The following is a 25376-nucleotide window of genomic DNA, read 5'->3' as shown; positions in this document are numbered from 1 at the left end:
GTCCACGGCTGATAGGCCAAAAGCTCGGCGCCCTCCTTCCCTTGCTATTAGGAAAGGAGGGCGCCGAGCTTTGTAATGCGACAGGCGGCGAAGTAGCGCTGTGCTAGACGAGCAGCTCTGCAATCTGGATGGTGTTGAGAGCAGCGCCCTTGCGCAGGTTATCGCCGGCGACAACGAGCACGAGGCCCTTGTTATCGTCCACCGTCTGGTCCTGGCGGATGCGGCCGACCAAGGACTCGTCGATGCCGGTGGCGGCGAGCGGAGTGGGGACGTCGGCAAGCGTAACGCCCGGAGCGCCACCCAAAAGCTCGGTGGCCTGCTCTGGGGTGATGGGCTTATCGAACTCGGCGTGAATGGTCAGAGTGTGGCCGGTGAAGACCGGGATGCGCACGCAGGTGCCCGCTACCTTCAGCTCCGGAATATCCAGGATCTTGCGGGATTCGTTGCGCAGCTTTTGTTCCTCATCGGTTTCCAGGGAGCCGTCATCGACGAGGTTGCCGGCCATCGGCAGGGCGTTATAGGCGATAGGTGCCACGTACGGGCCAAAGTCTTCGTCATTAAGCGCGGAACCATCGTGAACCAAGCCCACATTGTGCTCGCCAACGGAATAGACCTGTGCGGCCAGCGCCTGCACGCCAGCCAAACCGGAGCCGGACACCGCCTGGTAGGAGGACACGTGGAGCTTATTCAGGCCAGCGGCATCGTGGAGGACCTTCAGCACCGGCATGGCCGCCATGGTGGTGCAGTTCGGGTTCGCGATGATGCCCTTCGGGGTGTTCTTGGCTGCCTCGGGGTTGACCTCGGAAACGATGAGGGGAACCTCTGGGTCCTTGCGATAAGCCGAGGAATTATCCACCACGGTCGCGCCGGCCGCGGCGAATACCGGGGCCCACTGCTTAGAGGTGGAGCCGCCGGCGGAGAACAAGGCAATATCGACGTCGGCAACGGATTGCTCGGTGACCTCAGCGAGGTCTTCTACGGTAATCTGCTCGCCGCGAAAATCCAGCTCGGTGCCGGCGGAGCGAGACGAGGCGAAAAAGCGCACCTTATCCGCCGGGAAATTGCGTTCTTCCAAGATGGAGCGCATAACGCGGCCGACCTGGCCGGTAGCGCCTACGACTGCAACAGTGGTCATGACTTAAAAATCCTCTGTAGTTGCTTTTTGGGTATTTAACGTCCGGTTCCAGCATAAACCGTGGCTTCTTCTTCGCCACCGAGCTGGAACTTATCGTGCAGCGCACGAGCGGCCTTGTCTAGGTCAGCCTCGCGGGTGAGCACGGAGATGCGGATTTCGGAGGTGGAGATGAGCTCCATATTGACGTCGACGTCGCGCAGGGCCTCGGTGAACTCGGCGGTCACGCCTGGGTGGGACTTCATGCCGGCGCCAACGAGGGAGACCTTGCCCACCTGGTCGTCGTAAAGCACATTGGCCCAGCCGCCCTCGGACTTCAGCTTGGTCAACAGCTCCATGGCGCGTGGGCCGTCGGCACGCGGGCAGGTGAAGGTGATATCGGTGGTGCCATCCTCCAGGGAGGAGACGTTTTGCAAGACCATGTCGATATTGATCTCTGCATCGGCAATGACGCGGAAGACCTTCGCGGCCTCCCCCGGGCGGTCCGGGATGCCCAGGACAGTGACCTTTGCCTCGGACTTATCGGTTGCTACACCAGTGAGTACTGCTTCTTCCACAGGAATATCCTCCATCGATCCGGTAACTAGGGTGCCGGGGTCATTTGAATAAGACGAGCGAACTCGCAAGGGTACATTGAACGCGCGGGCATATTCCACGCTGCGCAGAACCAAAATCTTGGAACCTACCGCGGCCATCTCCAGCATCTCCTCGAAGGAGAGCTTCTCTAGCTTCTGCGCGTCCGGGACGATGCGCGGGTCTGCGGTATACACGCCATCGACATCGGAATAAATCTCGCACACGTCAGCGTTCAGCGCGGCTGCTAGCGCCACCGCGGTGGTATCGGAACCGCCGCGGCCTAGCGTGGTGACATCGCGCGATTCCTTATTAACTCCCTGGAATCCGGCGACGATGCAGATCTTGCCCTCATCCAACGCTTCAGTCAGGCGGCCCGGAGTAACGTCCACGATGCGGGCATTGCCATGGCGCTCGGTGGTGAGCACGCCGGCCTGGGAGCCGGTAAAGGACTGAGCATGGGCACCCAAGGATTCCACGGCCATGGCCACCAGCGCATTGGAGATGCGCTCGCCGGCGGTAAGCAGCATGTCCATTTCGCGCCGTGGCGGAACGGGGTTGACCTGGGCGGCAAGGTCGAGCAGCTCATCGGTGGTATCGCCCATGGCGGAGCACACCACGACGACGTCGTTGCCCTGCTTCTTGGTGGCCACGATGCGCTCCGCAACGGCGCGAATGCGGTCTGCGGATTCGAGGGATGAACCGCCATATTTTTGCACGATCAGGGCCACGGTAAGGATGCCGCCTTTCGTCTTTCAAGGCACCCCTGGCGCGCGTCTGCACACCGCCAGAAATACCTGTCGGTCACTAGTCAAATACCCATGCTACCCCGCAGGGGTCTAGTCCTCATCATAATTCCTAGACAATGCTTGCTTTTTATTCACACGCCCCGAGCATAAAGCGCGCCATGCGCCGGCCGCCTCCAAGGAGAAAAACGCGCGCCATACAGCGCAGAATATGCATATAACAGGAATCTTTACTACCGTTGAGCGGGTGTTAAGCAACCTCCTCGCCATCTTTTTCGCGCTCGCATCCGCGCTGACGGTTGCTTGGGGCACGGTCATCCGCCACCGCATCGCCCTCGACGCCGATGATTCGGTCATGCGCGCCGCCATGTCTAACCCCTTGTGGTGGGTGGGCACCGCGGCCGCAATTGGCGCCTATGGCCTGCAGGTTATCGCGCTCGGCTTCGGTACCTTGCTGGTGGTCCAGCCCATCTTGGTGCTGTCCTTGATGTTTACCCTGCCGCTATCGGCGTGGTACTCCGGCCGCAAGATGCCCTTCCACGAAGTTTTCTGGTCCATTGCGCTGACCATCGCGGTGGGCATCATGGTCATCTACGGCCGGCCGGTTGCCGGCAATCCCCGCCCCGAATGGAGCGACTGGTGGCCGGCGCTCCTTGTGGGGTTGGCCACCCTCGCAATCCTCGGCGCGGCGGCCGCAAAGCTACCAGATCAGCGCCCCTCAGCATTGGGCACGGCCTGCGGCGTTATCTATGGCTTCGTCGCCCTGCTCTCGAAGGCTGTGGTGGATATTTTCACCCACGAAGGCCTCACCACACTATTAGCCAGCTGGCAGTTCTACGGCCTCATCGGCCTCGCGCTCACCGGCACGGTGGTACAGCAATATTCCTTCAACGCCGGCCCCCTGGCCCATTCCCTGCCGGCCATGACCATCTTTGAACCCATCGTGGCCTTCGGCTTGGGATACATGGTTCTGGGAGAGAAATTCCTCATCGATACGGCCGTCGGTTGGGCAATTATGCTCATCGCCCTGACCGTCATGGTGCTGTCCACCATCGTGCTCTCCCGCAGCCCGGTGAGCCAGCGCGGCTAAATGGCCCACTCAAATACGCCGAGCATATAGGCCGAAAACCACGCGCCAAACAGGGCCCAGGCAATAACCGCCACGCTTGCCGACGCCCCCTTTTTCACCCACGGCAACAACACGATCACCGCCGGCAGGAGCAGCCGGGGCCGCGAGTGCATGATGCCATCAGAAAGCAACACGTTGGCCATGAGAACGGCGGAAAATAGCCAGGCCGCCAGCGGCAGGCGGCGCCACGCTAGCACCAGGCATACCGGAGCAGCGATCATTACGCCGGCGCTGAGCAGGTAGCCGCCATTGGTGGCCCCGGTGAGCGTCTCCCACAGCCACACCACCGTGGCTTTGCCACCATCAAAGCCGGAATTCCAATGTTCCTTCTGAATGCCAAAGTAGCCGCCGACGTCTTTCAAATGGTTGCTCGACCACCACAAATAGCCCACCAGCGGCACGACGGAAAACGCCACCGCAGCCCAGGCTCGCCAGTCCTTTCGGGCCCGCAGCAGCACCATAAGGCCAAAGACCGCAACGAGATCCACCGCGGTAAGGCGCACGAGCCCGGCCACAAAGATATACGCCGCGGCGGCCCACCAGCGCTCGCCCACCAGCGCCACCACCGCCCAGATAGCCAGTGCCCCGAAAAGCGCCTCGGTATACGGCATAGAAAACACGATGGACATCGGCGCGCTGGTGACCACTACGGCGCTGAGCACCTGGGCCCACTTCCCCATGCCCATCTGCGCGGCCAGGGCCATCACACCGGCGGCCAGCGCGATGCTAAAGAGCACGTTGAGCGCGATGGCAGTGCCGGCCTCGCCGGTTCCCAAGATGCCGCTCACCGCACGCACCAGGAAGGGAAAGCCCGGGAAGAAGGCCATCGTCGTCTCATGGACCGGCCCATCCGTAGAGATATCCGCCCCGAAGTACCCGCCGCGGGCGATTCCTACGTAGTGCTTGGCGTCCCACTTGTTGAGCAGTCCCCAGAGCTTATCGTCCTGCACGGCGGCCACCGCCGCGAGCGCACCTACGCGCAGTGCGGCGCCGATGAGCGCAACGAGCACGGCAGGCGCCCACAAGGAGCGCAGTAAGGACGGTGAGGTGGATGCGGCATGGCGGGCTGTAGACACGAAAGGCATAGTACCGTACCGCCGCCGTGTCTCATTGAATGAAATCTCTTGCCACATAGTGAGAGAACCTGTAGTGTGACCGATATGACGCAGCGGATTGACCTACTCCTTATCTGCCGCGGCGGGATTTAGGCCTAAGCACTGGCCAGCGCCCCGTCGCGGAGTCCGGCTACCCAAGCCCAGCTGGCCGTCTCCCCATAGACACCACAGACAAGGAAACCGCACCATGTCCCCCACTGACTCTTTTATCAGCGCCCCTCGCGATATCACCACCCCGAACGGCCCACGCCGCGAAGGCCAGCCCGCGTGGAATAAGCAGCGCGGCTCCGCCATGCCCCACGAGCGCTACCAGCCCTTCGCCGTCGAGGTGGAAGACATCGACCTGCCGGACCGCACGTGGCCCAGCAAGAAAATCACCCACGCCCCACAGTGGTGCGCGGTGGATCTCCGCGATGGCAACCAGGCACTGATTGATCCCATGAGCCCAGAGCGCAAGCACCGCATGTTCGACCTGCTGGTCAAGATGGGCTACAAGGAAATCGAGGTCGGCTTCCCGTCCGCCTCCCAAACGGATTTCAACTTCGTCCGCGAAATCATCGAGGGCAATAAGATTCCCGATGACGTCACCATCCAGGTACTAGTCCAGGCCCGCGAACACCTGATCCGCCGCACCTTTGAGGCCTGCGAGGGCGCCAAGAACGTCATCGTGCACTTTTATAACTCCACCTCGAAGCTGCAGCGCCGCGTGGTCTTCCGCAAGGACAAGCCCGCCATTAAGAAGCTGGCTACCGACGCCGCCACACTCATCAAGTCCATCGCCGCGGACTACCCCGACACCACGTGGCGCTGGGAGTACTCCCCCGAATCCTTTACCGGCACCGAGCTGGACTTCGCCCGCGAGGTTTGCGATGAGGTAGCAGAGATCATGGATCCCTCCCCGGATAACCCAATGATCATTAACCTGCCGTCCACCGTGGAGATGATCTCGCCCAATGTCTACGCCGATTCCATCGAGTGGATGCACCGCAACCTAGCCCGCCGCGAGGACATCTTGCTCTCGCTGCACCCGCACAATGACCGCGGCGAGGGAATCGCCGCCGCCGAGCTGGGCTTTATGGCCGGCGCGGACCGCATCGAGGGCTGCCTATTTGGCAACGGCGAGCGCACCGGCAACGTCGATCTCATCACCCTGGGCCTGAACATGCTCACCCAGGGCGTGGACCCACAGATTGACTTCTCCGACCTGCCGCAGATCCGCGAGACCGTCGAATACTGCAACCAGCTGCGCGTGCCGGAGCGCCACCCCTACGGCGGCGAGTTGGTCTTTACCGCCTTTTCCGGTTCCCACCAGGACGCCATCAACAAGGGCTTGGATGCGCTGGCGGCCACCATCCGCCCCGGCGCGAACAATACCGAGGTCTCGTGGGAAGAACTGCGCGAGGCCATCTGGGAGGTTCCCTACCTGCCCATCGATCCCAAGGACGTGGGCCGCGACTACCAGGCGGTCATCCGCGTCAACTCCCAGTCCGGCAAGGGCGGCGTTGCCTACATCATGAAGACCGACCACGGCATCAATATGCCGCGCGCCATGCAAGCGGAATTTTCCACCGTGGTGCAAGAAATCACCGACTCCGAGGGCGGCGAGGTCAATTCCAAGAATATGTGGGACATCTTCGCCACCGAATTCCTTGACCGCGAGACCCCGCTGGCCGTGGAGGCCTTCCACGTAGACAACTCCCCGGCCGCTGACGGCGACGTCGCCGTGACCGCCACGGTGGCCTTCCGCGGGGAAAAGTCCACCGTCTCCGGCACCGGCAACGGCCCCATCGCGGCGTATGCCAACGCGCTGGAATCCCTGGGCATCGACTTCGAGGTCATGGAATACTCCCAGCAGTCCCGCTCCGCCGGTGACGACGCCGAGGCCGCCTGCTATATCGCTGCCGACGTCAACCAGAGCAAGGTGTGGGGCGCCGGCATCGCCGGCTCCACCACGCGGGCTTCCATTAACGCGATTAACTCCGCCGTCAACCGCGCCCTGGCCTAAGCGCGCTCGCCGGCGCTAAACACCAGCGCCGCGCCCCGGCGTGGTAGAAGGGTGGGTATGCCTTCTTCTACCTACCTCATTCCGCACCGCGGCTTGGGCGCCGTGCAGGCCCTACCCATCTATGGTGCGCAGACGAAGGAAAGCCAGGAGTTCACCGTCACCTTGGCGCCCCGCCAGGACGGTGGCCTGGAGGTGCGCACCGACTCCCCCATCGGGCACATCACCAGCGCCGACCGCGCCGAATACCCCGAGATAGATCTACTCTTTCGCGCCGGGCTCACCCCTGCAGCCACGGCCGCGCGGCAGCCCGATGGATCCCTGTCCCTCCTATTGCCTCGGCCGGGTCTCTGCCTGCCGGCCAATAACCCGCCGGCCGGCCCGTGGACGATGCTGGGCTATGCCCCGCCCATCAACATCACCGAGCTACCTGCGGATCTGGATATTCCCGCCCACGCGCGCATGCACGTATTGGTGACGCTTTCACCCAGCACCACCGGATCCGGCGCCGATGCTTATTTGGGCCCGCAGTGGGTGGGGCGGCTGGATGGGGTGGACGTCGCCAAGCAGGGCACAACCCTGGCCCATGCCTACCATGCGCCGCGCAGCACCGGCCGCGTGCTCAGCATCTATGCGGGTGCGCCGCTGCCGGATTCAAAGGAAGCCTCGCTTGCCGACGCCACCCCTACCTCCCCCGCCGCCACCGAAACCTTCGAAACCACCAGCTTCCGCGCCGTGAACGTCAATGACGCCGCACCGCGCCGCCGGCAGTGGTGGCCCACCCTCATTGCCCTACTGGTAATTGCAGCGCTTATCGCCGTACTTATTTTTATTCTCTAGAAACTTTTCGGCAGGATAACACCCCGTTCTCGCCGGGTTGGGAAATTGGAAATCGCCCCTAGCGATGCTTAAAATGCGAAGTAACTATTGTTTCGTATGGAAAGGCCCCAATGACTTCGCTGGATTCCGCCACCTACGTGGTCCCTGACCACGGTTTTGGCGTGATCCATAAGCTGCCTATTGCGGATGTTTCGCCAGAGATTTTCAGCGACTTGCTCGAATCCACAGCCGCGGAAGATGGTTACCTATCCGCAGAACTCGGCCCCCGTACCGCCGAGGAAGGCTTCGCGGTTCGGATCGATGACTCGCTTGTGGGCCACCTCAGCGCCGCCGATTCCCAGGCCTACGCCCTCTTTGACTGGATTCTCAGCGCCGGCCTGCACCCGCGCGCCACCGCCCATGTGAGCATGACGGATGCCGCTGGGGAAGAATGGCCCACGCTCAACCTGCTGCTGCCGGCGCCGCACCTGTGCATTCCCGCCAATAACCCGCCAGCGCAGCGCTGGACCATGCTGCCCGGCGAGACCACCGCCACGCTGACGGAGTTTTCCAAGGACGTCACCGCCTTTCCGCAAACCGACGAGCACTACCTCGTTTCTTTGCGCACCCGCGGTTTCCTGCGCCGCAATACCGTCGACGTCTATATCAATAGCACCTTCTTAGGCTCCCTTCCCCGGGAAGCCGCCCGCGAGATCGCCCCTGCCGTGCTCGACTGCACCAAGACCGGCCGCCTCGCCATTGCCCACGGTTACTTCCACTACAACGCCGATGACCGCCCCGCGCTCACCATCTACGCGCACAACGCCGCCAATAGGCACCACGCCGGCCTAATTTTGGGTGTCGTCGCCGGTGGCACCGCCGTCATGTCCGCCGCTACCGCAGCCCGCGCTCAGGCCGCATCCGCTGTGCCCGGCGGCCCCGCTGCCGGTGCCTCTACCGCCGGCACCTCCGCAGCCAGCGGTTTCAGCGTCGCCTCTACCGCCGGTGCTGCCGGCGCTTCCGGTGCCGTGACCTCGAACCTGCTGGCCGCAGCCGGCGTCGCCGTGCTCGTTGGCGGCGGCGCCACCGCAGCCACCAACCTGCTGAGCGACGACGAATCCCTTTCGGACACCAACGCGCATTCCACCGCGCCCGCTCCGGAAGACAACCATTCCTCCCTCGATTCTTCCCACTTCGACGGCAATGGTCCCAAGCGCCCCGCGCACCCCGCCACGCCGCGCATCCACGATGCCGGCCCCACCAGCGGTACCTCGGCTCAGCCCCCGCTTGCCGACGCCCCCTCCTCTCCAGCGCCGCACCACCCCACCTTCACTTCGCAGACCACGAAGAAGCCCAGCGCGACGCACTCTCCACACGCTGACCGCACCCAGGCCCCTGCCGCCGACAACCGACGTGGCTATCACAGCGAACCCCGCGGCGGCCACCACGGCGACAGTTCCGACGCGATTTCTCGCGCCGCCTCCACCGCCGCTGCTGCCGCCAGTGCCGCAGCCGACAACGTCGACTCGGTCCGAACCTCTGCCCCGGCACCCGCACCGTCTCGGACCACGCCTGCCTCGACGCCATCCTCCAGCTCGGAACCCGCACCCCAGGTAGCGGCCAAGGCGCCGACCGCAACCTCCTCGTCCTCCCAGTCTGCCGAGCCTTCCCAGACCACGAAGTCCACGAAGAGTACGCCATCTGCGGAGCCTTCCTCTGAGGCATCCTCGCCTGCCGAGCCGTCCGATCTGCCGACCTCAAGCACGTCTACCTCGGAAAAGACAACTTCCAAGAAAACGACAGCTGAAACTACCACCGCAGCCTCGACGGAAAAGCAGACCGCAGAGCCTTCCAGCTCCGCCACCAGCTCCGCCACAAGTTCTGCCACGAGCGAGCCAACGTCTAAGCCGACCCAGGCTGCAGAGCCTTCCCAGACCACCGAGTCCACGAAGAGCACGACATCTGCGGAGCCTTCCTCTGAGGCATCCTCGCCTGCCGAGCCGTCCGATCTGCCGACCTCAAGCACGTCTACCTCGGAAAAGACAACTTCCAAGAAAACGACAGCTGAAACTACCACCGCAGCCTCGACGGAAAAGCAGACCGCAGAGCCTTCCAGCTCCGCCACCAGCTCCGCCACAAGTTCTGCCACGAGCGAGCCAACGTCTAAGCCGACCCAGGCTGCAGACTCGTCTACGTCTACCTCTACCTCTGCGTCCTCTACGTCCACTTCGGCACAGCCCGAGCCCGAATCTTCAGAGCCTGCGTCCTCGGATTCAAAGCCCTCGGAGTCGACCGCACCTACCACGACGTCTCCGTTGCTGACCTCGGAGTCCGAGCCTGAGCCTAAGCCGGTGCCGGTTACCACCGCGCCAAGCACCACTATCGCAGGTTCCGAGCTCGAGCCGACGCCAGAGCCGGAGACTACTGCTCCTACGACGACGATCCCTGGCTCAGAAATCGACCCCACCCCCGAACCAGAGATCACTGTAGAGCTCGAACCGGAGGTGCCGCTGGTACCGTCCGAGCCGGAAGAGCCGGAAGAACCGGAGAAACCGGCAGAGCCAGCAGAGCCCGCAGAGCCGGAAGCACCGGGGCGACCTGAGGAGCCCGAAGAGCCAACGACTCCGCCGAAGGTCATTGTCGTCGTGGAAAATTAAGCGGCGCGCCCTGTCCCCCTGCACGAAATGCGGGATACTACACTGAGTTTAATGAACAACACACCTGGCTCCTCCCCGCAGCACACGCCGGCGTCGGCCCCAGCGCCGTCGCCCGCGACGGTGGCTTCGCGCCACGCGGCCAGGTCCACAGCGCCCAAACCGGGCACAGAACAGCGACGTACCCGGCCGCGCCGCGCAGTGCGACCGTCCGGCGAACCGGACGCCGCAAAGCCCAAGCCAAAACCGAAGCCGAAGCCGCACCCACCTGCCCGTCACGAGCGACCTGCCGCGCCGGAGGCGGCTCACCAAAAGCCACAGCAGCAGCAAGCCGACTCATCCACCGATGCGGCCGACTACCCGTACGTGGCGCTGACCCTACAGACCACCGGCATCCACCCCAGCACCGGGCGCATCGTGACTATCGACGCCATCGCATTCAACGACGCCGGCGAACAAGGCCAGCTCTTCCACGCCGTCCTTAAACCCGATATCGACGCCGGACCGCGCCACCTCCACGGGCTGAGCACCACCGATATTGAGCAGGCACCAGCTTTTGGCAAGATCCTTAAATCGCTGGACAGGCTTATCGACGGCCACACGCTCATCGTCCACGATCTCCCCTATACCTGGGGATTTATCGTTGCCGAGGCCCGCCGCGCCATGATGGCCGCCGCCCGCCAAAACCGGGCGCGCAACCGCGGCCGCAACAAGGGTCGCCGGCGGCGCCAAAAGGTCGGCCACGTCCCCACGCCGGTTCGCATCATCGATACCTTGGCCACCTCCTATGCGCAGCAGGTGCGGTCGAATGATGTGCGGTTAGGGGGCGTCGCCAAGCAGAGCGGCCTGGACGCCACGCCGAATGCCTCGGTGGAGCGCGCCGGCCGGCCCGAGCCAGAAACCTCGCGCGAGCAAACCGAGCTGCTCATTGCGCTCTACCGCCAGCAAGAAGGCGGCACCGTGCGCAGCTATGCACCGGAGGACGTGCGCGCCGATCGCTTTGGCCTGCAACGCTCCCACGTGCGCGTCGACGCCGCCGAGGCCCCCGTCCAGCACCACAATCCCGGCAAATACGAGCCGGGCAAGGAGCTGCGCCGCGGCATGGAAATCGTCGTCGCACCGGAAATCCTCGAGGACCCAGACACCATCATCGCCGCGCTCATGCGCGAGGAGCTCAATTATTCGGAAAAGCTTACCCGCGAGTCCTCGCTGGTTGTCTGCAATGTCACCACGGATCTGGTGGGAAAGCCCATGCATGCCCACCGCAAGGGCATTCCGCTGATGTCGGATGCGGCGTTTCTTGACGCCCTCACGCGCATCGAAGACGCCGAGCCCGAACCCGAATCCGCCAAGCCTGCGCCGCGCGCCCAACGCTCGCCGCAGAACAACAAAAAGGGCGGCGGTAAGAACAACAAGCGGCGCCGGCGCCGCGGCGGCCGCGGTGGTCGCGGCAGGGGCCGACGAAATTCTGGCGGCTCGGCGGCGAAAAAGAACGACTAAGCCGCCCGCCCGACTACCCTAGGGGACATGAGTTTTAGAGTCCCGGGTGCGCTGAAGAAGTTGCGCACCACCACCGCCACAACCGCCGCGAAGCTGGCCACCACCGCTTCCCGCGCCACCGGCCGTGGCGCCGGCGGAATGATCGGTGGTCTAATCGCCAATGCCATTGACCCTTCCATCATGACCAACCTGGGCGGTGGGCGTCCGGCCGTGCTGGTTACCGGCACCAACGGCAAGTCCACCACCACCCGCATGTTGGCCGCCGCTGTCCGCGCCGAGCACACCGTAGCCACCAACGACGGCGGCGACAACATGGACGCCGGCATCATCTCCGCGCTCATGGCCGGCAAAGATGCCTCCCACCTGGTCCTCGAGGTAGACGAGCTCCACGTGCCCCACGTAGCCGATAACCTCAACCCGCAGGCCCTAGTCCTGCTCAACCTCACCCGCGACCAGCTGGACCGCGTGGGTGAAATCAACAAGATTGAGCGCGCCCTGCGCGGCGCCGTGGAGGCCCACCCGGACATGCTCGTCATCGCCAATTGCGACGATGTGCTCATGACCTCCGTGGCCTACGACGCCAAGAATGTCATTTGGGTCTCGGCCGGCGCCGGCTGGCTCGGCGATTCCGTCACCTGCCCGCGTACCGGCGGGCACGTCGTGCGCACCGAGGATGACTGGTATGCCGTTAAGCCGCTTGCCGACGGCCGCGAATTCCGCCGGCCGCAGCCTACCTGGGGCGTCGATAAGCATGGCATTATCACCCCCACCGCCAAGCGCCCGCTGAACCTGGCGCTGCCCGGCCGCGCGAACCGGGGCAACGCCGCCCAGGCCATCGCCGCGGCCGTGCAGGGCTTCGGTGTGGACCTAGATAAGGCCATTGCGGCCGCCGAGGGCATCGATGACGTCGCCGGCCGCTACTCCACCATTCACTGGAAGGGCCGCGAAATTCGCCTGCTGCTGGCCAAGAATCCGGCCGGTTGGCAAGAAGCCCTGTCCATGGTGGACCGCAGCGCCGATGGCCTGGTCATCGCCACCAATGGCCAGGTGGCCGATGGCATCGACATGTCCTGGCTCTGGGACGTGAAATTCGAAGGCTTCAATGGCTTAAGCGTCAAGGCCGCCGGCGAGCGCGGCACCGACCTGGCCGTGCGCCTGGTCTACGCCGATATCTCCCACGAGCTCATCCCGGACCCGATGGACGCGCTCGCCGCCTGCCCGGAGGGCCGCATCGAGGTCCTCGCCAACTACACCGCCTTCCGCGATTTGAAGAAGGCGCTTTCCAAGGAGGCCACCAATGCTTAATATCGGCCTAGTGCTTCCCGACGTCCTCGGCACCTATGGCGACGACGGCAACGCCCTCGTCCTGCGCCAGCGCGCCCGCATGCGCGGTTTCGAGGCGGAGATTCACCCCATCCGCTTGGGCGAGCCCGTGCCCGAGACACTGGATATCTACACCCTCGGCGGCGGCGAAGATACCGCGCAGATCCTGGCCGCGGACCACCTGATTTCCGATGGCGGCCTCACCCGCGCCGCAAACGCCGGCCGCCCCATTTTTGCCATTTGCGCCGGCCTGCAGGTCCTGGGCGAATCCTTCCGCGCCTCCGGCCGCATCGTCGACGGCGTCGGGCTGCTCGACGCCACCACGGCCGGCATGCAGGACCGCGCCATCGGCGAGGTAGCCTCCGAGCCCACCCGCGCCGGTGTCACCGCTGACCTCACCGAGCCGCTGACCGGTTTTGAAAACCACCTAGGCGCCACCATCCTCGGCCCCTCCGCGCAGCCGCTCGGCACGCTCACCCGCGGCAATGGCAATGCCGACCAGGCCGCCACCGCCGATCTGAGCGACGGCTCCGCCCAGCGCACCTACGAAGGCGCCGTCCAAGGCAGCGTCATCGCCACCTATATGCACGGCCCGGCGCTGGCCCGAAACCCGCAGCTGGCGGATCTCCTCCTCGCCCAGGCCATGGGCGTGGCCCTCGCGGACCTCGAGCCGATTGAGATTCCGGCCGTCGACCGCCTGCGCGTCGAACGTTTTAACGCCTCCGAGCCCCCGCGCTCCCAAAGATAGGCCCAAACCTGTGGATAACTTCGCCCGGCGGCCGCGAAACCCCCGAGTTATCCACAGGCTCGGCCGCTTCCCCTTGTAGCCGCTTGCCCCCGCCCATAGGCTGCGGGGCATGACGTTATTGGAGCAGCTGGGCGACATCGCTAAGCGCGGCGTGGAACTTCTCGAAGAGGCCCACGCCGCCTCCAGCCTGCCCCTGCCCGCGGACCAAGCGCGCACCGTGCGCCGCACCGCCGCGGCCTTCCTCTCGCCCACCAGCCACTCGCGCTACCAATCCCGCGCCCTGGCCGCCGCGCGCCGCAACCAGCACAGCCTGGAAACCCTCGCGCTCATCGCCCGCCGCTCGCGCGGCATTTCTGACCCCACCAAGCGCTGGCAATTCCGCGAGAAGCTATGCGCCACCGCCGGCACCACCGCGCAGGTCTCGCGCGCGGCCACTCGGCTGCTGCGCGAAATCAACCCGCCGCCCGAGCGCGAAGACGGCGGCCGCCGCATCATGCACGGCGAGAAAACCACCCTGAGTTTCACCGGCCCCGCCGCGCAGATGGCCGATATCTGGGCCGCCGCCAAATCCGACCCGCTGGCCTGGCTCACCGGTTCCCGCGCCGCCGCGCCCGCGACCGTGACCACCAATGTCATCATCGAGCTGCCGGATTACCTGAAAATCCTGGCCGGCGACGGCGACGACATCCGCCTCGCTCTCACCAACGGCGCTACCATCACCGGCGCCGAACTCGTCCGCCGCACCCTCGCCGGCGCCGGCCTTTTCACGCTCATCCACCCCGAGCGCGGGCCGGTCAACCTCTACCGCACCCGGCAGGCCTCCGCGAAGCAGCGCCGCATGCTCGAGGCCGAAGGCGCCCGCTGCGCCTGGCCCGCTTGCCGACGCCCCGCCTCCGAATGCCAAGCCCACCACCTCATCGAATACTCCCGCGGCGGCCTCACCCACCCCGAAAACATGACGCTGCTGTGCCCGTATCACAACTCCATCAACGGCCTGCCGGGCCGCGGCCGCATGGCCCGCGTCAACGGCCGAGTCGCCTGGCTTCCGCCCGCCAGCCGGCACAACGCTACGCCTAGCAGCATGCATAGCGGCCACAGCGGTGTACACAGCAGCGCAGATAACGGGACGGCAAGCAAAGCACACGGGCCGCCAGTGTTCACCGGCCGCGGGCGAACCGGGCCCTCGGCCGCCGTCCCCTAGCCCGCGCTCGCGCGCTCACCCGCGCTAAATGGTCAGGCGGCCAGAGAGCGCGCGGGACAAGGTGAGTTCGTCCACGAACTCCAGATCGCCTCCGAGCGGCATGCCGGAGGCCAATCTGGTGATCTTCAAATCAGGGAAGTCGCGCAGCAACCGCACCAGGTATGCGGCGGTGGCCTCGCCCTCCGTATTGGGGTCGGTGGCGAGGATGACTTCGTGGATGGTGGGGGTGGCGTCGTAAAGCGGGGCTTCAGGGGTGGAATCCGCCAGCTCGCGGTCCGGCAGCACACCACCCAGGCGCTGCAACAGCGTGGAAATATTCAAATCGCGCGGGCCCACATTCGCCAGCGGGTCCAGCGCGCCACCCAAGACGTGGTAGCGGCCCTCATACTCTCCGGTGCGCTCGATGACCTGGATATCCTTCGGCTCTTCCACCACGCATATGGTCGAGGCGTCGCGCTGCGAATTAATACAGATGCGGCAGACATCCTCGCGGGAGATATTGCAGCAGATGCGGCAGAAGGTCACGCCATCGCGCACCGCGCCCAGCGCGTTCTGCAGCCGCTCGATGTCCTCGGGTTCCATGTGCAAAACGTGAAACGCGATGCGCTGCGCCGACTTCGGGCCGATGCCCGGCAGGCGCGAAAACTCGTCGATGAGGTCTTGCAGAGGTCCTTCAAACATCAATTACTCCCAAAATCAGCAAAAGGCCGCGGCCCCACCCGGGGCAACGGCCTTTTATCGTATCGTGCGGGCTACTGGTTGCCGCCGAAGACATCCTCAAAAGACGGGCCACCCTGGCCGCCCATGCCCTGGGACAGCGGGCCAATCTTCTCCTGTGCCAGGCGGCCGGCCGCAGCGTGAGCCTCCTTGAACGCGCCCATGACCAGATCCTGCAGGGTATCGACGTCCTCTGGGTCCACGACAGACTTATCGATCTGCAGGTCCACGAGCTCGGCGCCGCCGGTCATGGTCACCTTAACCAGGCCATTGCCCGCCTGGCCCTCGACGTTGGTGGCGAGGATTTCTTCCTGCGCCTTCTGCAGGTCCGCCTGCACCTGCGCGGCCTGCGCGATGAGGTCGTTCATGTCATTTGCCTGCTGCATTGGGTCTTGGTCAGCCATGTCGTTTCCTTTCTAATTCAACTGTAAATTTCGCTACCGCCCGAGTGTACCGTGCTTGCCGGTTAGGCACGCCGTGCGCCCAGCTCGCGCTCCAGCAGCTCCATAGCTACCTCGGTAGCGCTGCGATGATCCATCTCGCCGGTAGACTGCGCAGCCTCCATCATGTCCCGCTCTTCGTCGTCGCGGGTATAGGCCGGGGGCTCCTCGGGCGGAGCGCCAAAGTCCGGCTCAGGCTCGGGCGGAAGCGGCACGCCATTGCTGAACTGCGATTCATCGCGTTGCTTGGCCGCCTGCGTCGCCCGTGCGATGCGCGAGCGCCACCCGGGCGCACTTTCCGGCTTACTCTCCGCCTCCTGGTCGTCGGCCGGCTCGCGCGCCGGCTGATTCGGCGTCCACGCTTCCTTGCGCTGTGGCGGCCGCGGGGCATCGAAACCGGAGGTCTTCGGGTCGGTGCCCACCACGCAGTTCACGGCCACATCGCGCTGGAACTCCTCCTTGAGCACCTCCACTATGACGGCGTTGTTGGCGGGCGCATTGATGCGCTCGGCCAGCGCACCGGTGGTGTGTCCCAGCGTCAGGGTGCCATCGCGGAAGCCAAGCACGCGGGCTTCGGCCAGCATGATTTCGGCCACCTTATTCCGCTTTCCGACGCTCTCCCTCAACGCCACCCATTTCTCCCTCACGGCCTCTGCGAAGTCACCCGCCGGCTCCTCCGCCGCCTGCGATTGCGCGGCAGGTTCCGGCGCAGTTTCCGTGGCGGATTCCTCTGCACGGGCCGGCACAGGCTTCTCCAGTGGCTCGCGACGCTCCTGCTGGTCCGGTGCCGGCTGCGGCGTTTGCTGCGCGGGCGCTTCTGCTTGCGGGATTTGCCGCTCACGCTGCCACGGGTCCCCAGCCTCTTGCTGCTGTTCCTGCTTTGCCGGCTGTTTTGCCACAGCCACTTCGTCCCGTTGCGGTTGCGGCTCTTGGTCCTGAGGCTTCTGCGTGCGTTGCGGCTCAGCGGCCGCCGGCTGCTCGGGTTGCGCCTTCGGCTGCGCATCCGGTTGCGATTCCGGTTGGGACGGGGCCTGCGGTTGCGGCTGAGCGGCCGGTGCAGAGGTTAGAGCAGAAGACGGGGCAGAAGCCTGCTGCTCCTGGGACTTGGCGCGGCGGCGAGCGATGATGGCAGCAGCGGCGGACTGGGGGTCTTGGGCACCGGCGACGGCAGAGTTGGCCGCGGGAGCACCGCCCGGGGTCGCAGGGCCAGCCGGCGCGGGCGAGACCGCGGCAGCATTGGCAGCGGGGGCGGAAGCGGAAGCCGCTGCGGGTGCAGGCGCGGCAGCAGCGGGGCCGGTGGACCCGATAAGCAGGTGCGCGCACATGATTTCTAGCAGCAGGCGCGGCGAGGTCGCGCCGGTGAGGTCACTGATGCGGTCGTTGACCGTGGATGCCAGGTAAGTCAGCTGCGGCCCGGAAAAGCGCTGCGCCTGGGCGGTAAGTACCGAGGCGCGGTCGGTGGGCGCGGAGACGAGGCCGGCATCGATGGCGCCGGGCACGGCCTGCAGGATCATCAAATCGCGCAAACGGTCGAGCAAGTCGACGGCGAAGCGGCGCGGGTCGTGGCCGGCCTCGATGACGTGGTCGACCATCGCGAAGAGGCCGGGTTTGTCTTGGTTGGCGAGGGTTTCGATGGCGTCGTCAAGCAGCGAGACATCGGTGACACCCAAAAGCGGCCGGGCAAGGTCGTAGGTCAGACCATCGGGCCCGGCGCCGGCCAGCAGCTGGTCCAGCAGAGACAAAGTATCGCGCGGGGAACCGCCGCCCGCCTCAATGACCATGGGGTACACGGCGTCCTCAACATGTACGCCCTCGGCCGCAACGGTGCGCTGCAGCAGGCCCTTCATGGCCGGCGGGGTCAGCAGGCGGAAGGGATAGTGGTGGGTACGCGAGCGAATGGTGCCGATGATTTTCTCCGGCTCCGTGGTCGCGAAGATGAAGATGACGTGCTCGGGCGGCTCCTCCACCACCTTGAGCAGCGCGTTCGCACCGGAGGGCGAAATCATATGCGCCTCGTCAATAATGAAGATGCGGTAGCGCGATTCGGCCGGCGCGTAGTAGGCGCGGTCGCGCAGCTCGCGCATGTCCTCCACGCCGTTGTGCGAGGCGGCGTCGAGCTCCGTCACGTCCAGGTTGCCGGGGCCACCGGGGGCGAGGGAGACGCAGGAATCGCACTTGCCGCACGGCGTCGAGGTCGGCCCGTGCTCGCAGTTGAGCGAGCGGGCCATAATCCGCGCCGAGGAGGTCTTGCCGCAGCCGCGCGGGCCGGAAAAGAGGTAGGCGTGGTTGATGCGCCCTGCATCAAGGGCGGCGGATAGCGGCGTGGTGACCTGCTCTTGGCCCACGACCTCCGCGAACGTTGCTGGACGATATTTCCGGTATAAAGCCACGGTTAGCCAGTTTACCGGCTAACCCTCGCGCGACCAGTCCAGCAGGTCAATGCCCTGCTCGGCCACCGCTCCCTGCAGCTTGCCGACGCCCTCTTCTACCCCAAACGCATATTCCGAATCCGTCAGCATGACTAGCTGCAAGATGAGGGTCAGGCGGCCCTCTTCGCGAAACTGCGGGGTCTGCCCGCCCCACAGGTACGGCGCGATGAACAGGCCGTGGTGCACGGTGATATCAGGGACATCGAGGATGGACGGCAGCATCACGCCCGGCTGCGCCGGCAACAGGCCGTCGGCCTTTTCGAAGGTGTCAGCCGCGGCGTTGATGGCGGCGGCCACCTCGGGCTGCCCGGTGCGCGCCACCGTGAGCAGCTCGCAGCGCACATCGGTGCCGTCGTCCTGGCTTTGCAGGCCGGTGTCGGTGGTGTTGAAGGTGGTGGTGAGGGCGAGCGATTGGGCGTCGGCAAGCGAGGCAAGGCCTAGCCGGCGCTCATCGACGTAGCGGAACTCCAGCGGCGCCGGGATAAGCTCGCTCAGCCACAGGGCAGACTCGTCGGCGTTGATTTTAGGCCCCCAGCTTCTCCACGGCGGCGAGCAGGACGCAGGTGGCAACGCCGTCCATCGCGGTTTCGACCTCTTCCTGCGGCGGCAGGGTTGGGGCGAGGCGGATATTGCGGTCATTGTCGTCCTGGCCATAAGGGAAGGCGGAGCCGGCCTGGGTGAGGAGGATGCCTGCATCGCGCGCGAGCTCCCAGACGCGGTTGGCGGTGCCGTCGACGACGTCGAGGGAGATGAAGTAGCCGCCCTTCGGGTTGGTCCACTGCGCCACCTCGTACTCGCCGAGGCGTTTTTCTAGGATGCGCAGCACGGCATCGAACTTGGGCTTGATCAGCGCGGCATGGCGGCGCATTACCGCGCGCACGCCCTCGGCAGAGCCGAAGAACTCGTGGTGCGCCAGCTGGTTGATCTTATTCGGGCCGATGCCGCGAATTCCGGCGTGCTCCAGGTACCACTCGAGGTTATCCTCCGAGGTGCCGAAGAAACCCACTCCCGCGCCCGCGAAGGTGATCTTCGAGGTGGACGACATGGCCCAGAAGCGGTTCGGGTGGCCTTCTTCCGCGGCGATATCCAGAATCGGCAGGATTTCCGGGAAGTCCTCGGTCAGGGTGTGCACCGCGTAGGCGTTATCCCACACGATGCGGAAATCCGGCGCGCCGGCCTGCATGCGGGCGAGGCGGCGGGCCTTGTCTTCAGAAATCACGGCGCCGGTGGGGTTAGCGAACATCGGCACTACCCACATGCCCTTGACCGCCGGATCCGCCACCAGCTTTTCGACGGCCTCTACATCCGGCCCGTCCTCCTCCATTGGCACCGTGACCAGCTCGAAGCCGAATTGCTCCGTGATGGCAAAGTGACGGTCATAGCCCGGCACCGGGCAGATCCACTTGAGCTTTTCTTCCTTGCTCCACGGCTGTGCGGAATCATTGGTGCCGAAGAGGAATGCCCAAGAAATCAGGTCGAACATGATATTCAGCGAGGAAGAATCTGCGGCAACCAGCAGCTCTGGGTCCATGTTGGTCAGCTTGCCCCAGATGTCGCGCAGTTCCTTGATGCCCTTTTGGTTGCCGTAGTTACGCAGGTCGTTTCCGGCCGCATCGGTGTAATGGCCCGGGCCGGGCAGCGCCAGCAAATCATTGGAGAGGTCCAGCTGTGCCTTGGCCGGCTTTCCGCGGGTCAGGTCCAATTTCAGGCCCTTAGCCTTAAGGTCCTCGTAGTCCTTACGGACCTGGGCGGCGAGCTCCGCGAGTTCGGACGATTCCAAAGTAAGAAGCGACATGCGTATGTCTACCTTCCATGTATAGGGCGACTTTTAGCCCCCAATAGTAACGCACGCCATACAAAAAGGGGACCCCGCGCACCCGCCAGAGCCTCCTGACCCTTGCTGCATTCCTGCCCTGGGGGAGTTCAGAGGATGGACGCCACGCGGAATCCTGCCTCATACTCTAACGCCCGCGCGCCGGTTTAGCCAAATGAGCCTCCGGCCGCACGGGCCGCCACCGCCCGCAGGCGCGCGACCCAAGGACCATCCGACACAAAACGGCTTTAGATCGCCGAAAACAGGTCCTGACCTGGCGATTGGTAAAATAATTGCCACGGCTGCTAATGTTTCTTCTCGGAGGATTCGACTAGCGGCCTATGTCACACGCCTGGAACGCGTGCGGGGTTCACGCCCCTCGTGGGTTCAAATCCCACATCCTCCGCCATTATGAAGTCTCGAGACATCGTTACCATTTCGATGTTTCGAGACTTTCTTCGTTTTGGGGATTTGTTGGGATAGGGATATGCGACAGAAAGGGATTAAGCATCAACCAGCGCCGACGCAAGCTGCTACTTTCACAATCCTAAAAATGTCGGCACCCCCAGATGTCCCTCAAGCCGGGGAACGAACCCTGCCGAGGGTGTAGAAGTTGTAACGACTTTCGCTTCACGGTTTAGAGTATGTGAGTCCCCTATGGCGCGAGCGCCATCCCCTACGTGTACCTTCATTCGAGGAGTTACCCGAACATGCCAAGACCGGTTGATTCACACACCTCCTATGTCCCAGCCATCGACGGCCTTCGGACCGTCGCCGTGCTCGGCGTTTTGATTTACCACTTCAACCCTGCATGGTTGCCAGGTGGCTATTTGGGTGTCGGCATGTTTTTTACGTTGTCGGGCTACCTCATCACCGCAAACTTGATGCGAAGCTACCGCCGTGGCAAAGGCTTGGGCTTGCCCACGTTCTGGTTGCGCCGCTTCCGCCGACTCGTCCCGGCGGTTGCGCTCATGCTGGTAACGGTTTTGCTACTCACTATCTTCTTCGACCTGCCCAAACTGGGCGAAAATGCCAGGTTCTCCTTAAGCTCGCTGTTTTATGTCAATAACTGGCATGTCATCGCAGAAGGCCAATCCTATTTCGACCGCTTTGCTGGACACGCGCCGCTGGACCACATGTGGTCGCTGTCCGTGGAGGAACAGTTCTACCTGTTCTGGCCGCTCGTGTTGTTTGTGCTTCTTAAGCTCACCGGCGGCAAGCGCGCCCCATTGGTCGTCAGCACGCTGGTACTGGCTGCTGTGTCCTTTGGCTGGATGGCCTTCCTCTTCAACACCGGATCCGATGCCACCCGCGTCTATGAGGGCACCGATACCCGCGCTGGCGGGATCCTCTTGGGCGCCGCGTTGGCCATCGCGCTGACTAACGCGCAGGGTTACCGCATTCCGCCGCGCCTGCTCACCATCCCCGCCGCGCTGCTCGGCGTGCTGGGCATCGCCGCCCTCTTCTGGCTGCTGCCAGATTACTCACCGCACCTGTACAACTGGGGCCTTCTAGCCCTCTCAGCGGCCAGCGTCGCAGTGATCACCGCTGCCCTAGACAAGCGGACACTGACGTCCAAGTTCTTTGGTCTCACGCCGCTGCGCTGGATTGGTGAGCGCTCCTACGGCATCTACCTGTGGCACCTGCCCGCCATCGTCTTCATTCCCCAGTGGGAAAACCTGCCGTGGGCTCATCCTGCGCTGGTCACCGTGGTGGCCGTTGCGCTGGCACACATTTCTTGGACGCTGGTGGAGGATCCGGTCCGCCGCAACGGCGTACTCGCGCCCTTGAAACAATGGTGGGACAAGCGCAATACGCTGCCGCGCATGGCCCTCGCCATTCCGGCTACGCTGCTTGCCGCGGTAGTATCCATGGGCGTTCCCGCTGCGTGGAATAATTCCCTCAACCAGGCCGAGCAGCCCGGCGCACAGCAGATGGGCGTCCAGATTGGTGGCGACGGCCCGGCCCCGTCCGACTCAGAGGAGAAAGATTCCTCCGCTAAGGCTTCCGGACAAGCTTCTCCTTCCGCGGAGAATGCGACCCCAGAGGACGGCAAGACCCGCTGCACCACCGTCATTCACGTCGGCGATTCCACGTCCATCGGAATGTTTGATGATGACTACCTCTCCGATCCCCAGCGCAACGCGCAGGTGACGTACAAGAACGTCGGCGCGCACGAAGTGGTGGCTGATGTCACCGGTGCACGCTCCACCGTGGAGTCTTTGGAGGGCGATCCCTCTATCCGTGATTCTGTCCAGCGTCTTCTGGACCAGGGCTACGGCGAGGACGCCTGCTGGATCATCGGTGCCGGCGTGAACGACGCCGCCAACCGCGCCGTGGGCGGATCCGGCGAGGAGGGCTGGCGCGTGGACCAGATCATGGAACTATTGGGGGATGCCCCCGTCCTGTGGCCGACTGCCGCGACCAACCTCAATTCCGGCCCCTACGATAATGCCAACATGGCGCCCTTCAACAAGGCACTCCTTGCCGCCCGGGATCGCTACCCAAACCTTATTGTCTATGACTGGGCTTCCGACGTTCGCCCCGAATGGTTCCTCCCAGGCGATGACGTGCATTACCAGACTGAAGGTAATGAAAAGCGCGCGGAGTACTTCGCCAAGGCACTCACGTTGGCCTTCCCCACGGATGGCTCCGCACCGGACGATCAGATAGTCACGGTAGATAAGTAGGCGTAAACACTAGTTAAAGACGGGCGGCTCCACGCCGTCCTCTTTGAGCCACTCGACATGCGGTGGGGCATTCATCTCCCATTCCGTACGGGCGAGCCAGGAAGGCGTGGGCCACGTCAGTTGACGACGGATAGTAACAATTTCTGCCCGCAACTTATCTGGCATGGCCTGCGGATGAGTATGCGAGGCACGCGATTTCAGCGCAACGGCTTTCATGCCACCAGCATCAAAAGCGTTGAGAACCTGATGGACGCGCTGCCGGGAAATACCGCATTGCTTAGCGACCTTTGACGAACTGCGACCTGGATGGCGTACAGCTTTGACTATGGCCATAGTGCAGTTGCTGTTGCATAGCAACGAAGCCGGTATTTTTGTTGTATACGGGCGCGCGGCCGCGCTTGCCGACGCCCCTCTCCCCTAATCGATGACCGGTGGCTCGTAGCCATCCGCCTTCAACCACGCGACGTGCGGCGGCGTATTCATCCCCCACTCGGTGCGCGCTGCGAGGAATGCCTGGGAGACCTCGGCCTCGGAATAGCCCCCATCGCGCAGGTATTGCCGGAAGCCATTCGGGCCTGGGTCTTTGATCCAGAGCCAGACGTAGTCGTCGAGGGAGTCGTCGGCAAGCAGGCCCTCCAGCCCGGCCGGAACATATTCGCGCTCGGCGCGCACGCGGTCCGCTAGGTCCTGGTCGAGGAAGTCGTAGAGGTAATCCAGCGCGTCCTCAAGCTGCGCATAATCGAAGGGATCCATGCCGCCCAGCCTAGTGGCGCTTGGCGCCTAGAACCATGCGGTCAATCTCCTCGAGCACCTCGTCCACAATGGCCGGGTTATAAGCCCGATCGCCGCGCATGCGTAGCAGCTCCTCCTGCGCCGCCGCCAAAGCGGTCCGGCGGGCCTCCAGAGCCACGTGGCGGGCCTGCCAGGCGCGCTGCTTGCGGGAGTCATCGGAAACATCCCCGCCATCGCCCAGCCTGTCCTCGAACCACTGAATCACGTTGGCGGAAATTTCGGGGTCGACCTTCTCGGCGTCGGCAGTAATGTGGCCGTCCGGCCGGAAGTGCGACAGGGCCTCGATGCTGGCCGCACGCGCGCGGGCCACAACGGCGGCGCGCATTTTATCGCTGGCAATCTGGGAAGCCTCCGTGAGATCGAGGCGCTCCATGAGCCACGGCAACAGCAAGCCGGGCACCACCATCGTGACCAATAAGACGGTCAGCGCAATGACCGCGAGCTCGTGGTGGAAGCTGAACACGCCGGCCGGGATGGACAAAACCAGCGCTAGGGTGACGAGGCCGCGCATACCGGACCACGTCATCAACAGCACCTCCTGCAAGCGCAACGGCGCCACGCGCGGGCGGCCGCGGGAGACGTTGATGCGGTAATAGATGTACATCCACACCAAGCGGACGACGAAGGCCACGAGGGACAAGATGACGCCTACCACCACGGAATGCCACAGGTCCGATCCCACTTCGCCGATGGCGGTATTGACCGTCAGGCCAATGAGCCCGAAGGCGACGCCGGTAAAGAGCAGCTCGATGGTCTCCCAGAAGGACTGGCCGGACAGGCGGTCCTCGGCCTGGATATCGGCGCGGGAATTAAGCTCCACGGCCGCGATGACCACGGCGATAACACCGGAGGCGCCGAGTTCCTCCGAGATGAGGTAGACCGCAAACGGCGTCACCCAGGTCAGCGCGTTGCGCGCAGTGACGTCGTGGACGTGGGTGATAAACAGCGCCACCAGCCGGCCGACGCCCCAGCCGAGGCCGCCCGCGACGAATGCGGAGTAGAAGAAGTTGAGCACGCCGCCGCCAAAGGAGAGCTCATCGCCTTGGGTTACGGCCGTCAGCGCGAGATTGAAGGCGACGATAGAGGCGGCGTCGTTAAACAAGCCCTCGGTCTGCAAGGTGGTGATGATGCGGCGCGGGATGCCGGCGGGCTCGGCCACGGCATCAACGGCGACGGGGTCCGGCGGGGCGATGGCCGCACCGATGAGAATGGCCGCGGCCAGGCTGATACCCGGCAGGAAGGCATAGGCCGTAAAACCTACGGCCAGCGTGGTGGCGACCACCAGCAGCACGGACAGGCTCAAGATAGTCACCCATTGTTCGCGGATCACACCCCACGAGGTGCGCCGGGCCAGCGCCCACAGCAGCGGCGGCAGGAAGATGGGCAGGATGAGTTCGGTGGGCGGCTCGAACTGGGGCAGGCCGGGCACGAAGACCGCGCAGGCGGTAATAATCGTCAGCAGGGCCGGCCACGGCAGCCCAATCTTGTCACCGATGGCGACGACGAACACGGTCAGCAGCATGAGCCCAATGAGCACCAGTAGAACTTCCATG

20 protein-coding genes, 1 tRNA gene and 1 other RNA gene are annotated in these 25376 nt (G+C 64.3%); 10 read left to right on the top strand and 12 right to left on the bottom strand.

The annotated features are described in order from the left end of the window. Window positions 1-103: 103 nt before the first annotated feature. Both BJ985_RS09275 and BJ985_RS09270 read right to left on the bottom strand, forming a co-directional pair. A complete protein-coding gene (locus tag BJ985_RS09275) occupies window positions 104-1135 on the bottom strand; it encodes an aspartate-semialdehyde dehydrogenase (RefSeq protein WP_005327109.1) in 1032 nt (343 codons plus the stop codon). A 35-nt stretch (window positions 1136-1170) separates the two neighbouring features. Beyond that, window positions 1171-2436 (bottom strand): aspartate kinase, encoded by a 1266-nt coding sequence (locus BJ985_RS09270; protein ID WP_179387282.1) that lies wholly within the window; start codon window positions 2434-2436, stop codon window positions 1171-1173. Between the two features lie 226 nt (window positions 2437-2662). Here BJ985_RS09270 and BJ985_RS09265 point away from each other — a divergent pair, with 226 nt between their 5' ends. Next, window positions 2663-3541, top strand: a complete 879-nt coding sequence (locus tag BJ985_RS09265; RefSeq protein ID WP_179387281.1) for a DMT family transporter — start codon at window positions 2663-2665, stop codon at window positions 3539-3541. Here the strand turns inward: BJ985_RS09265 and BJ985_RS09260 are convergent. Next, entirely contained in the window at window positions 3538-4665 is a 1128-nt protein-coding gene (locus BJ985_RS09260; RefSeq protein ID WP_179387280.1) for a mannosyltransferase family protein, read from the bottom strand. The genes BJ985_RS09265 and BJ985_RS09260 overlap by 4 nt on opposite strands. Window positions 4666-4882: 217 nt before the next feature. On the opposite strand from BJ985_RS09260, the gene leuA reads away from it, so the two are divergent. The 7 genes from leuA to BJ985_RS09225 all read left to right on the top strand — a co-directional run bounded on the left by leuA (window position 4883) and on the right by BJ985_RS09225 (window position 14942). Continuing rightward, window positions 4883-6700: a 2-isopropylmalate synthase gene (leuA, locus tag BJ985_RS09255; protein ID WP_179387279.1), complete on the top strand. Its 1818-nt coding sequence runs from the start codon at window positions 4883-4885 to the stop codon at window positions 6698-6700. Window positions 6701-6757: 57 nt separating this feature from the next. Continuing rightward, entirely contained in the window at window positions 6758-7537 is a 780-nt protein-coding gene (locus BJ985_RS09250) for a hypothetical protein (RefSeq protein ID WP_179387278.1), read from the top strand. Between the two features lie 110 nt (window positions 7538-7647). Next, window positions 7648-10173, top strand: coding sequence for a hypothetical protein (locus BJ985_RS11650; protein WP_218840707.1), 2526 nt, complete (start codon window positions 7648-7650; stop codon window positions 10171-10173). A 198-nt stretch (window positions 10174-10371) separates the two neighbouring features. Then, window positions 10372-11670: a DNA polymerase III subunit epsilon gene (locus BJ985_RS09240; protein ID WP_179387611.1), complete on the top strand. Its 1299-nt coding sequence runs from the start codon at window positions 10372-10374 to the stop codon at window positions 11668-11670. Window positions 11671-11697: 27 nt separating this feature from the next. Next, entirely contained in the window at window positions 11698-12975 is a 1278-nt protein-coding gene (locus BJ985_RS09235) for a Mur ligase family protein (RefSeq protein WP_005323158.1), read from the top strand. Beyond that, window positions 12968-13741, top strand: a complete 774-nt coding sequence (locus tag BJ985_RS09230) for a type 1 glutamine amidotransferase (RefSeq protein ID WP_179387277.1) — start codon at window positions 12968-12970, stop codon at window positions 13739-13741. Before BJ985_RS09235 ends, BJ985_RS09230 begins: the two co-directional genes overlap by 8 nt. Before the next feature lie 109 nt (window positions 13742-13850). Then, window positions 13851-14942: an HNH endonuclease signature motif containing protein gene (locus BJ985_RS09225; RefSeq protein WP_179387276.1), complete on the top strand. Its 1092-nt coding sequence runs from the start codon at window positions 13851-13853 to the stop codon at window positions 14940-14942. A gap of 24 nt (window positions 14943-14966) precedes the next feature. Here the strand turns inward: BJ985_RS09225 and recR are convergent, their stop codons facing one another. The 6 genes from recR to ffs all read right to left on the bottom strand — a co-directional run bounded on the left by recR (window position 14967) and on the right by ffs (window position 20482). Next, a complete protein-coding gene (gene recR, locus BJ985_RS09220) occupies window positions 14967-15623 on the bottom strand; it encodes a recombination mediator RecR (RefSeq protein WP_005323161.1) in 657 nt (218 codons plus the stop codon). 71 nt (window positions 15624-15694) lie between these two features. Beyond that, window positions 15695-16063 (bottom strand): YbaB/EbfC family nucleoid-associated protein, encoded by a 369-nt coding sequence (locus tag BJ985_RS09215; protein ID WP_005327377.1) that lies wholly within the window; start codon window positions 16061-16063, stop codon window positions 15695-15697. A gap of 62 nt (window positions 16064-16125) precedes the next feature. After that, entirely contained in the window at window positions 16126-18489 is a 2364-nt protein-coding gene (locus tag BJ985_RS09210) for a DNA polymerase III subunit gamma and tau (RefSeq protein ID WP_179387275.1), read from the bottom strand. 18 nt (window positions 18490-18507) lie between these two features. Next, window positions 18508-19098, bottom strand: coding sequence for a hypothetical protein (locus BJ985_RS09205; protein WP_236587040.1), 591 nt, complete (start codon window positions 19096-19098; stop codon window positions 18508-18510). After that, window positions 19052-20323 carry an aspartate aminotransferase type Ic gene (locus tag BJ985_RS09200; RefSeq protein WP_179387274.1) on the bottom strand — a complete coding sequence of 424 codons (1272 nt, stop codon included), beginning with the start codon at window positions 20321-20323 and terminating at the stop codon, window positions 19052-19054. The genes BJ985_RS09205 and BJ985_RS09200 overlap by 47 nt, the downstream gene beginning before the upstream one ends. 60 nt (window positions 20324-20383) lie before the next feature. After that, an RNA gene (gene ffs / locus BJ985_RS09195) (signal recognition particle sRNA small type) lies at window positions 20384-20482 on the bottom strand. Window positions 20483-20661: 179 nt separating this feature from the next. On the opposite strand from ffs, the gene BJ985_RS09190 reads away from it, so the two are divergent. Beyond that, window positions 20662-20750, top strand: a tRNA-Ser gene (locus BJ985_RS09190). 301 nt (window positions 20751-21051) lie between these two features. Beyond that, entirely contained in the window at window positions 21052-23031 is a 1980-nt protein-coding gene (locus tag BJ985_RS09185; RefSeq protein ID WP_179387273.1) for an acyltransferase family protein, read from the top strand. A gap of 9 nt (window positions 23032-23040) precedes the next feature. On the opposite strand, the gene BJ985_RS09180 is transcribed toward BJ985_RS09185, so the two are convergent. The 3 genes from BJ985_RS09180 to BJ985_RS09170 form a co-directional block, all read right to left on the bottom strand. Beyond that, window positions 23041-23364, bottom strand: a complete 324-nt coding sequence (locus BJ985_RS09180) for a helix-turn-helix domain-containing protein (protein WP_156794309.1) — start codon at window positions 23362-23364, stop codon at window positions 23041-23043. An 84-nt stretch (window positions 23365-23448) separates the two neighbouring features. Then, complete coding sequence (locus tag BJ985_RS09175) at window positions 23449-23784, bottom strand: hypothetical protein (protein WP_150850831.1); 336 nt, start codon at window positions 23782-23784, stop codon at window positions 23449-23451. 10 nt (window positions 23785-23794) lie between these two features. Next, window positions 23795-25375 carry a cation:proton antiporter gene (locus BJ985_RS09170; protein ID WP_179387272.1) on the bottom strand — a complete coding sequence of 527 codons (1581 nt, stop codon included), beginning with the start codon at window positions 25373-25375 and terminating at the stop codon, window positions 23795-23797. Between the last annotated feature and the right edge of the window lies 1 nt (window position 25376).

It is taken from the genome of Corynebacterium tuberculostearicum (genome assembly GCF_013408445.1).
GTDB classification, from domain to species: Bacteria; Actinomycetota; Actinomycetes; order Mycobacteriales; family Mycobacteriaceae; genus Corynebacterium; species Corynebacterium tuberculostearicum.
The sequence above is the reverse complement of the archived record's forward strand: the minus strand, read 5'-3'. Positions and strand labels throughout refer to the sequence as shown.

Bases quoted from the DNA above. Each gene is read 5' to 3' on its own strand.
- BJ985_RS09275 (WP_005327109.1), bottom strand. From the start codon at position 1,135: ATGACCACTGTTGCAGTCGTAGGCGCTACCGGCCAGGTCGGCCGCGTT.
- BJ985_RS09265 (WP_179387281.1), top strand. From the start codon at position 2,663: ATGCATATAACAGGAATCTTTACTACCGTTGAGCGGGTGTTAAGCAAC.
- BJ985_RS09260 (WP_179387280.1), bottom strand. From the start codon at position 4,665: ATGCCTTTCGTGTCTACAGCCCGCCATGCCGCATCCACCTCACCGTCC.
- leuA (WP_179387279.1), top strand. From the start codon at position 4,883: ATGTCCCCCACTGACTCTTTTATCAGCGCCCCTCGCGATATCACCACC.
- BJ985_RS09250 (WP_179387278.1), top strand. From the start codon at position 6,758: ATGCCTTCTTCTACCTACCTCATTCCGCACCGCGGCTTGGGCGCCGTG.
- BJ985_RS11650 (WP_218840707.1), top strand. From the start codon at position 7,648: ATGACTTCGCTGGATTCCGCCACCTACGTGGTCCCTGACCACGGTTTT.
- BJ985_RS09235 (WP_005323158.1), top strand. From the start codon at position 11,698: ATGAGTTTTAGAGTCCCGGGTGCGCTGAAGAAGTTGCGCACCACCACC.
- BJ985_RS09230 (WP_179387277.1), top strand. From the start codon at position 12,968: ATGCTTAATATCGGCCTAGTGCTTCCCGACGTCCTCGGCACCTATGGC.
- BJ985_RS09225 (WP_179387276.1), top strand. From the start codon at position 13,851: ATGACGTTATTGGAGCAGCTGGGCGACATCGCTAAGCGCGGCGTGGAA.
- recR (WP_005323161.1), bottom strand. From the start codon at position 15,623: ATGTTTGAAGGACCTCTGCAAGACCTCATCGACGAGTTTTCGCGCCTG.
- BJ985_RS09215 (WP_005327377.1), bottom strand. From the start codon at position 16,063: ATGGCTGACCAAGACCCAATGCAGCAGGCAAATGACATGAACGACCTC.
- BJ985_RS09200 (WP_179387274.1), bottom strand. From the start codon at position 20,323: ATGTCGCTTCTTACTTTGGAATCGTCCGAACTCGCGGAGCTCGCCGCC.
- BJ985_RS09185 (WP_179387273.1), top strand. From the start codon at position 21,052: ATGCCAAGACCGGTTGATTCACACACCTCCTATGTCCCAGCCATCGAC.
- BJ985_RS09180 (WP_156794309.1), bottom strand. From the start codon at position 23,364: ATGGCCATAGTCAAAGCTGTACGCCATCCAGGTCGCAGTTCGTCAAAG.
- BJ985_RS09175 (WP_150850831.1), bottom strand. From the start codon at position 23,784: ATGGATCCCTTCGATTATGCGCAGCTTGAGGACGCGCTGGATTACCTC.
- BJ985_RS09170 (WP_179387272.1), bottom strand. From the start codon at position 25,375: ATGGAAGTTCTACTGGTGCTCATTGGGCTCATGCTGCTGACCGTGTTC.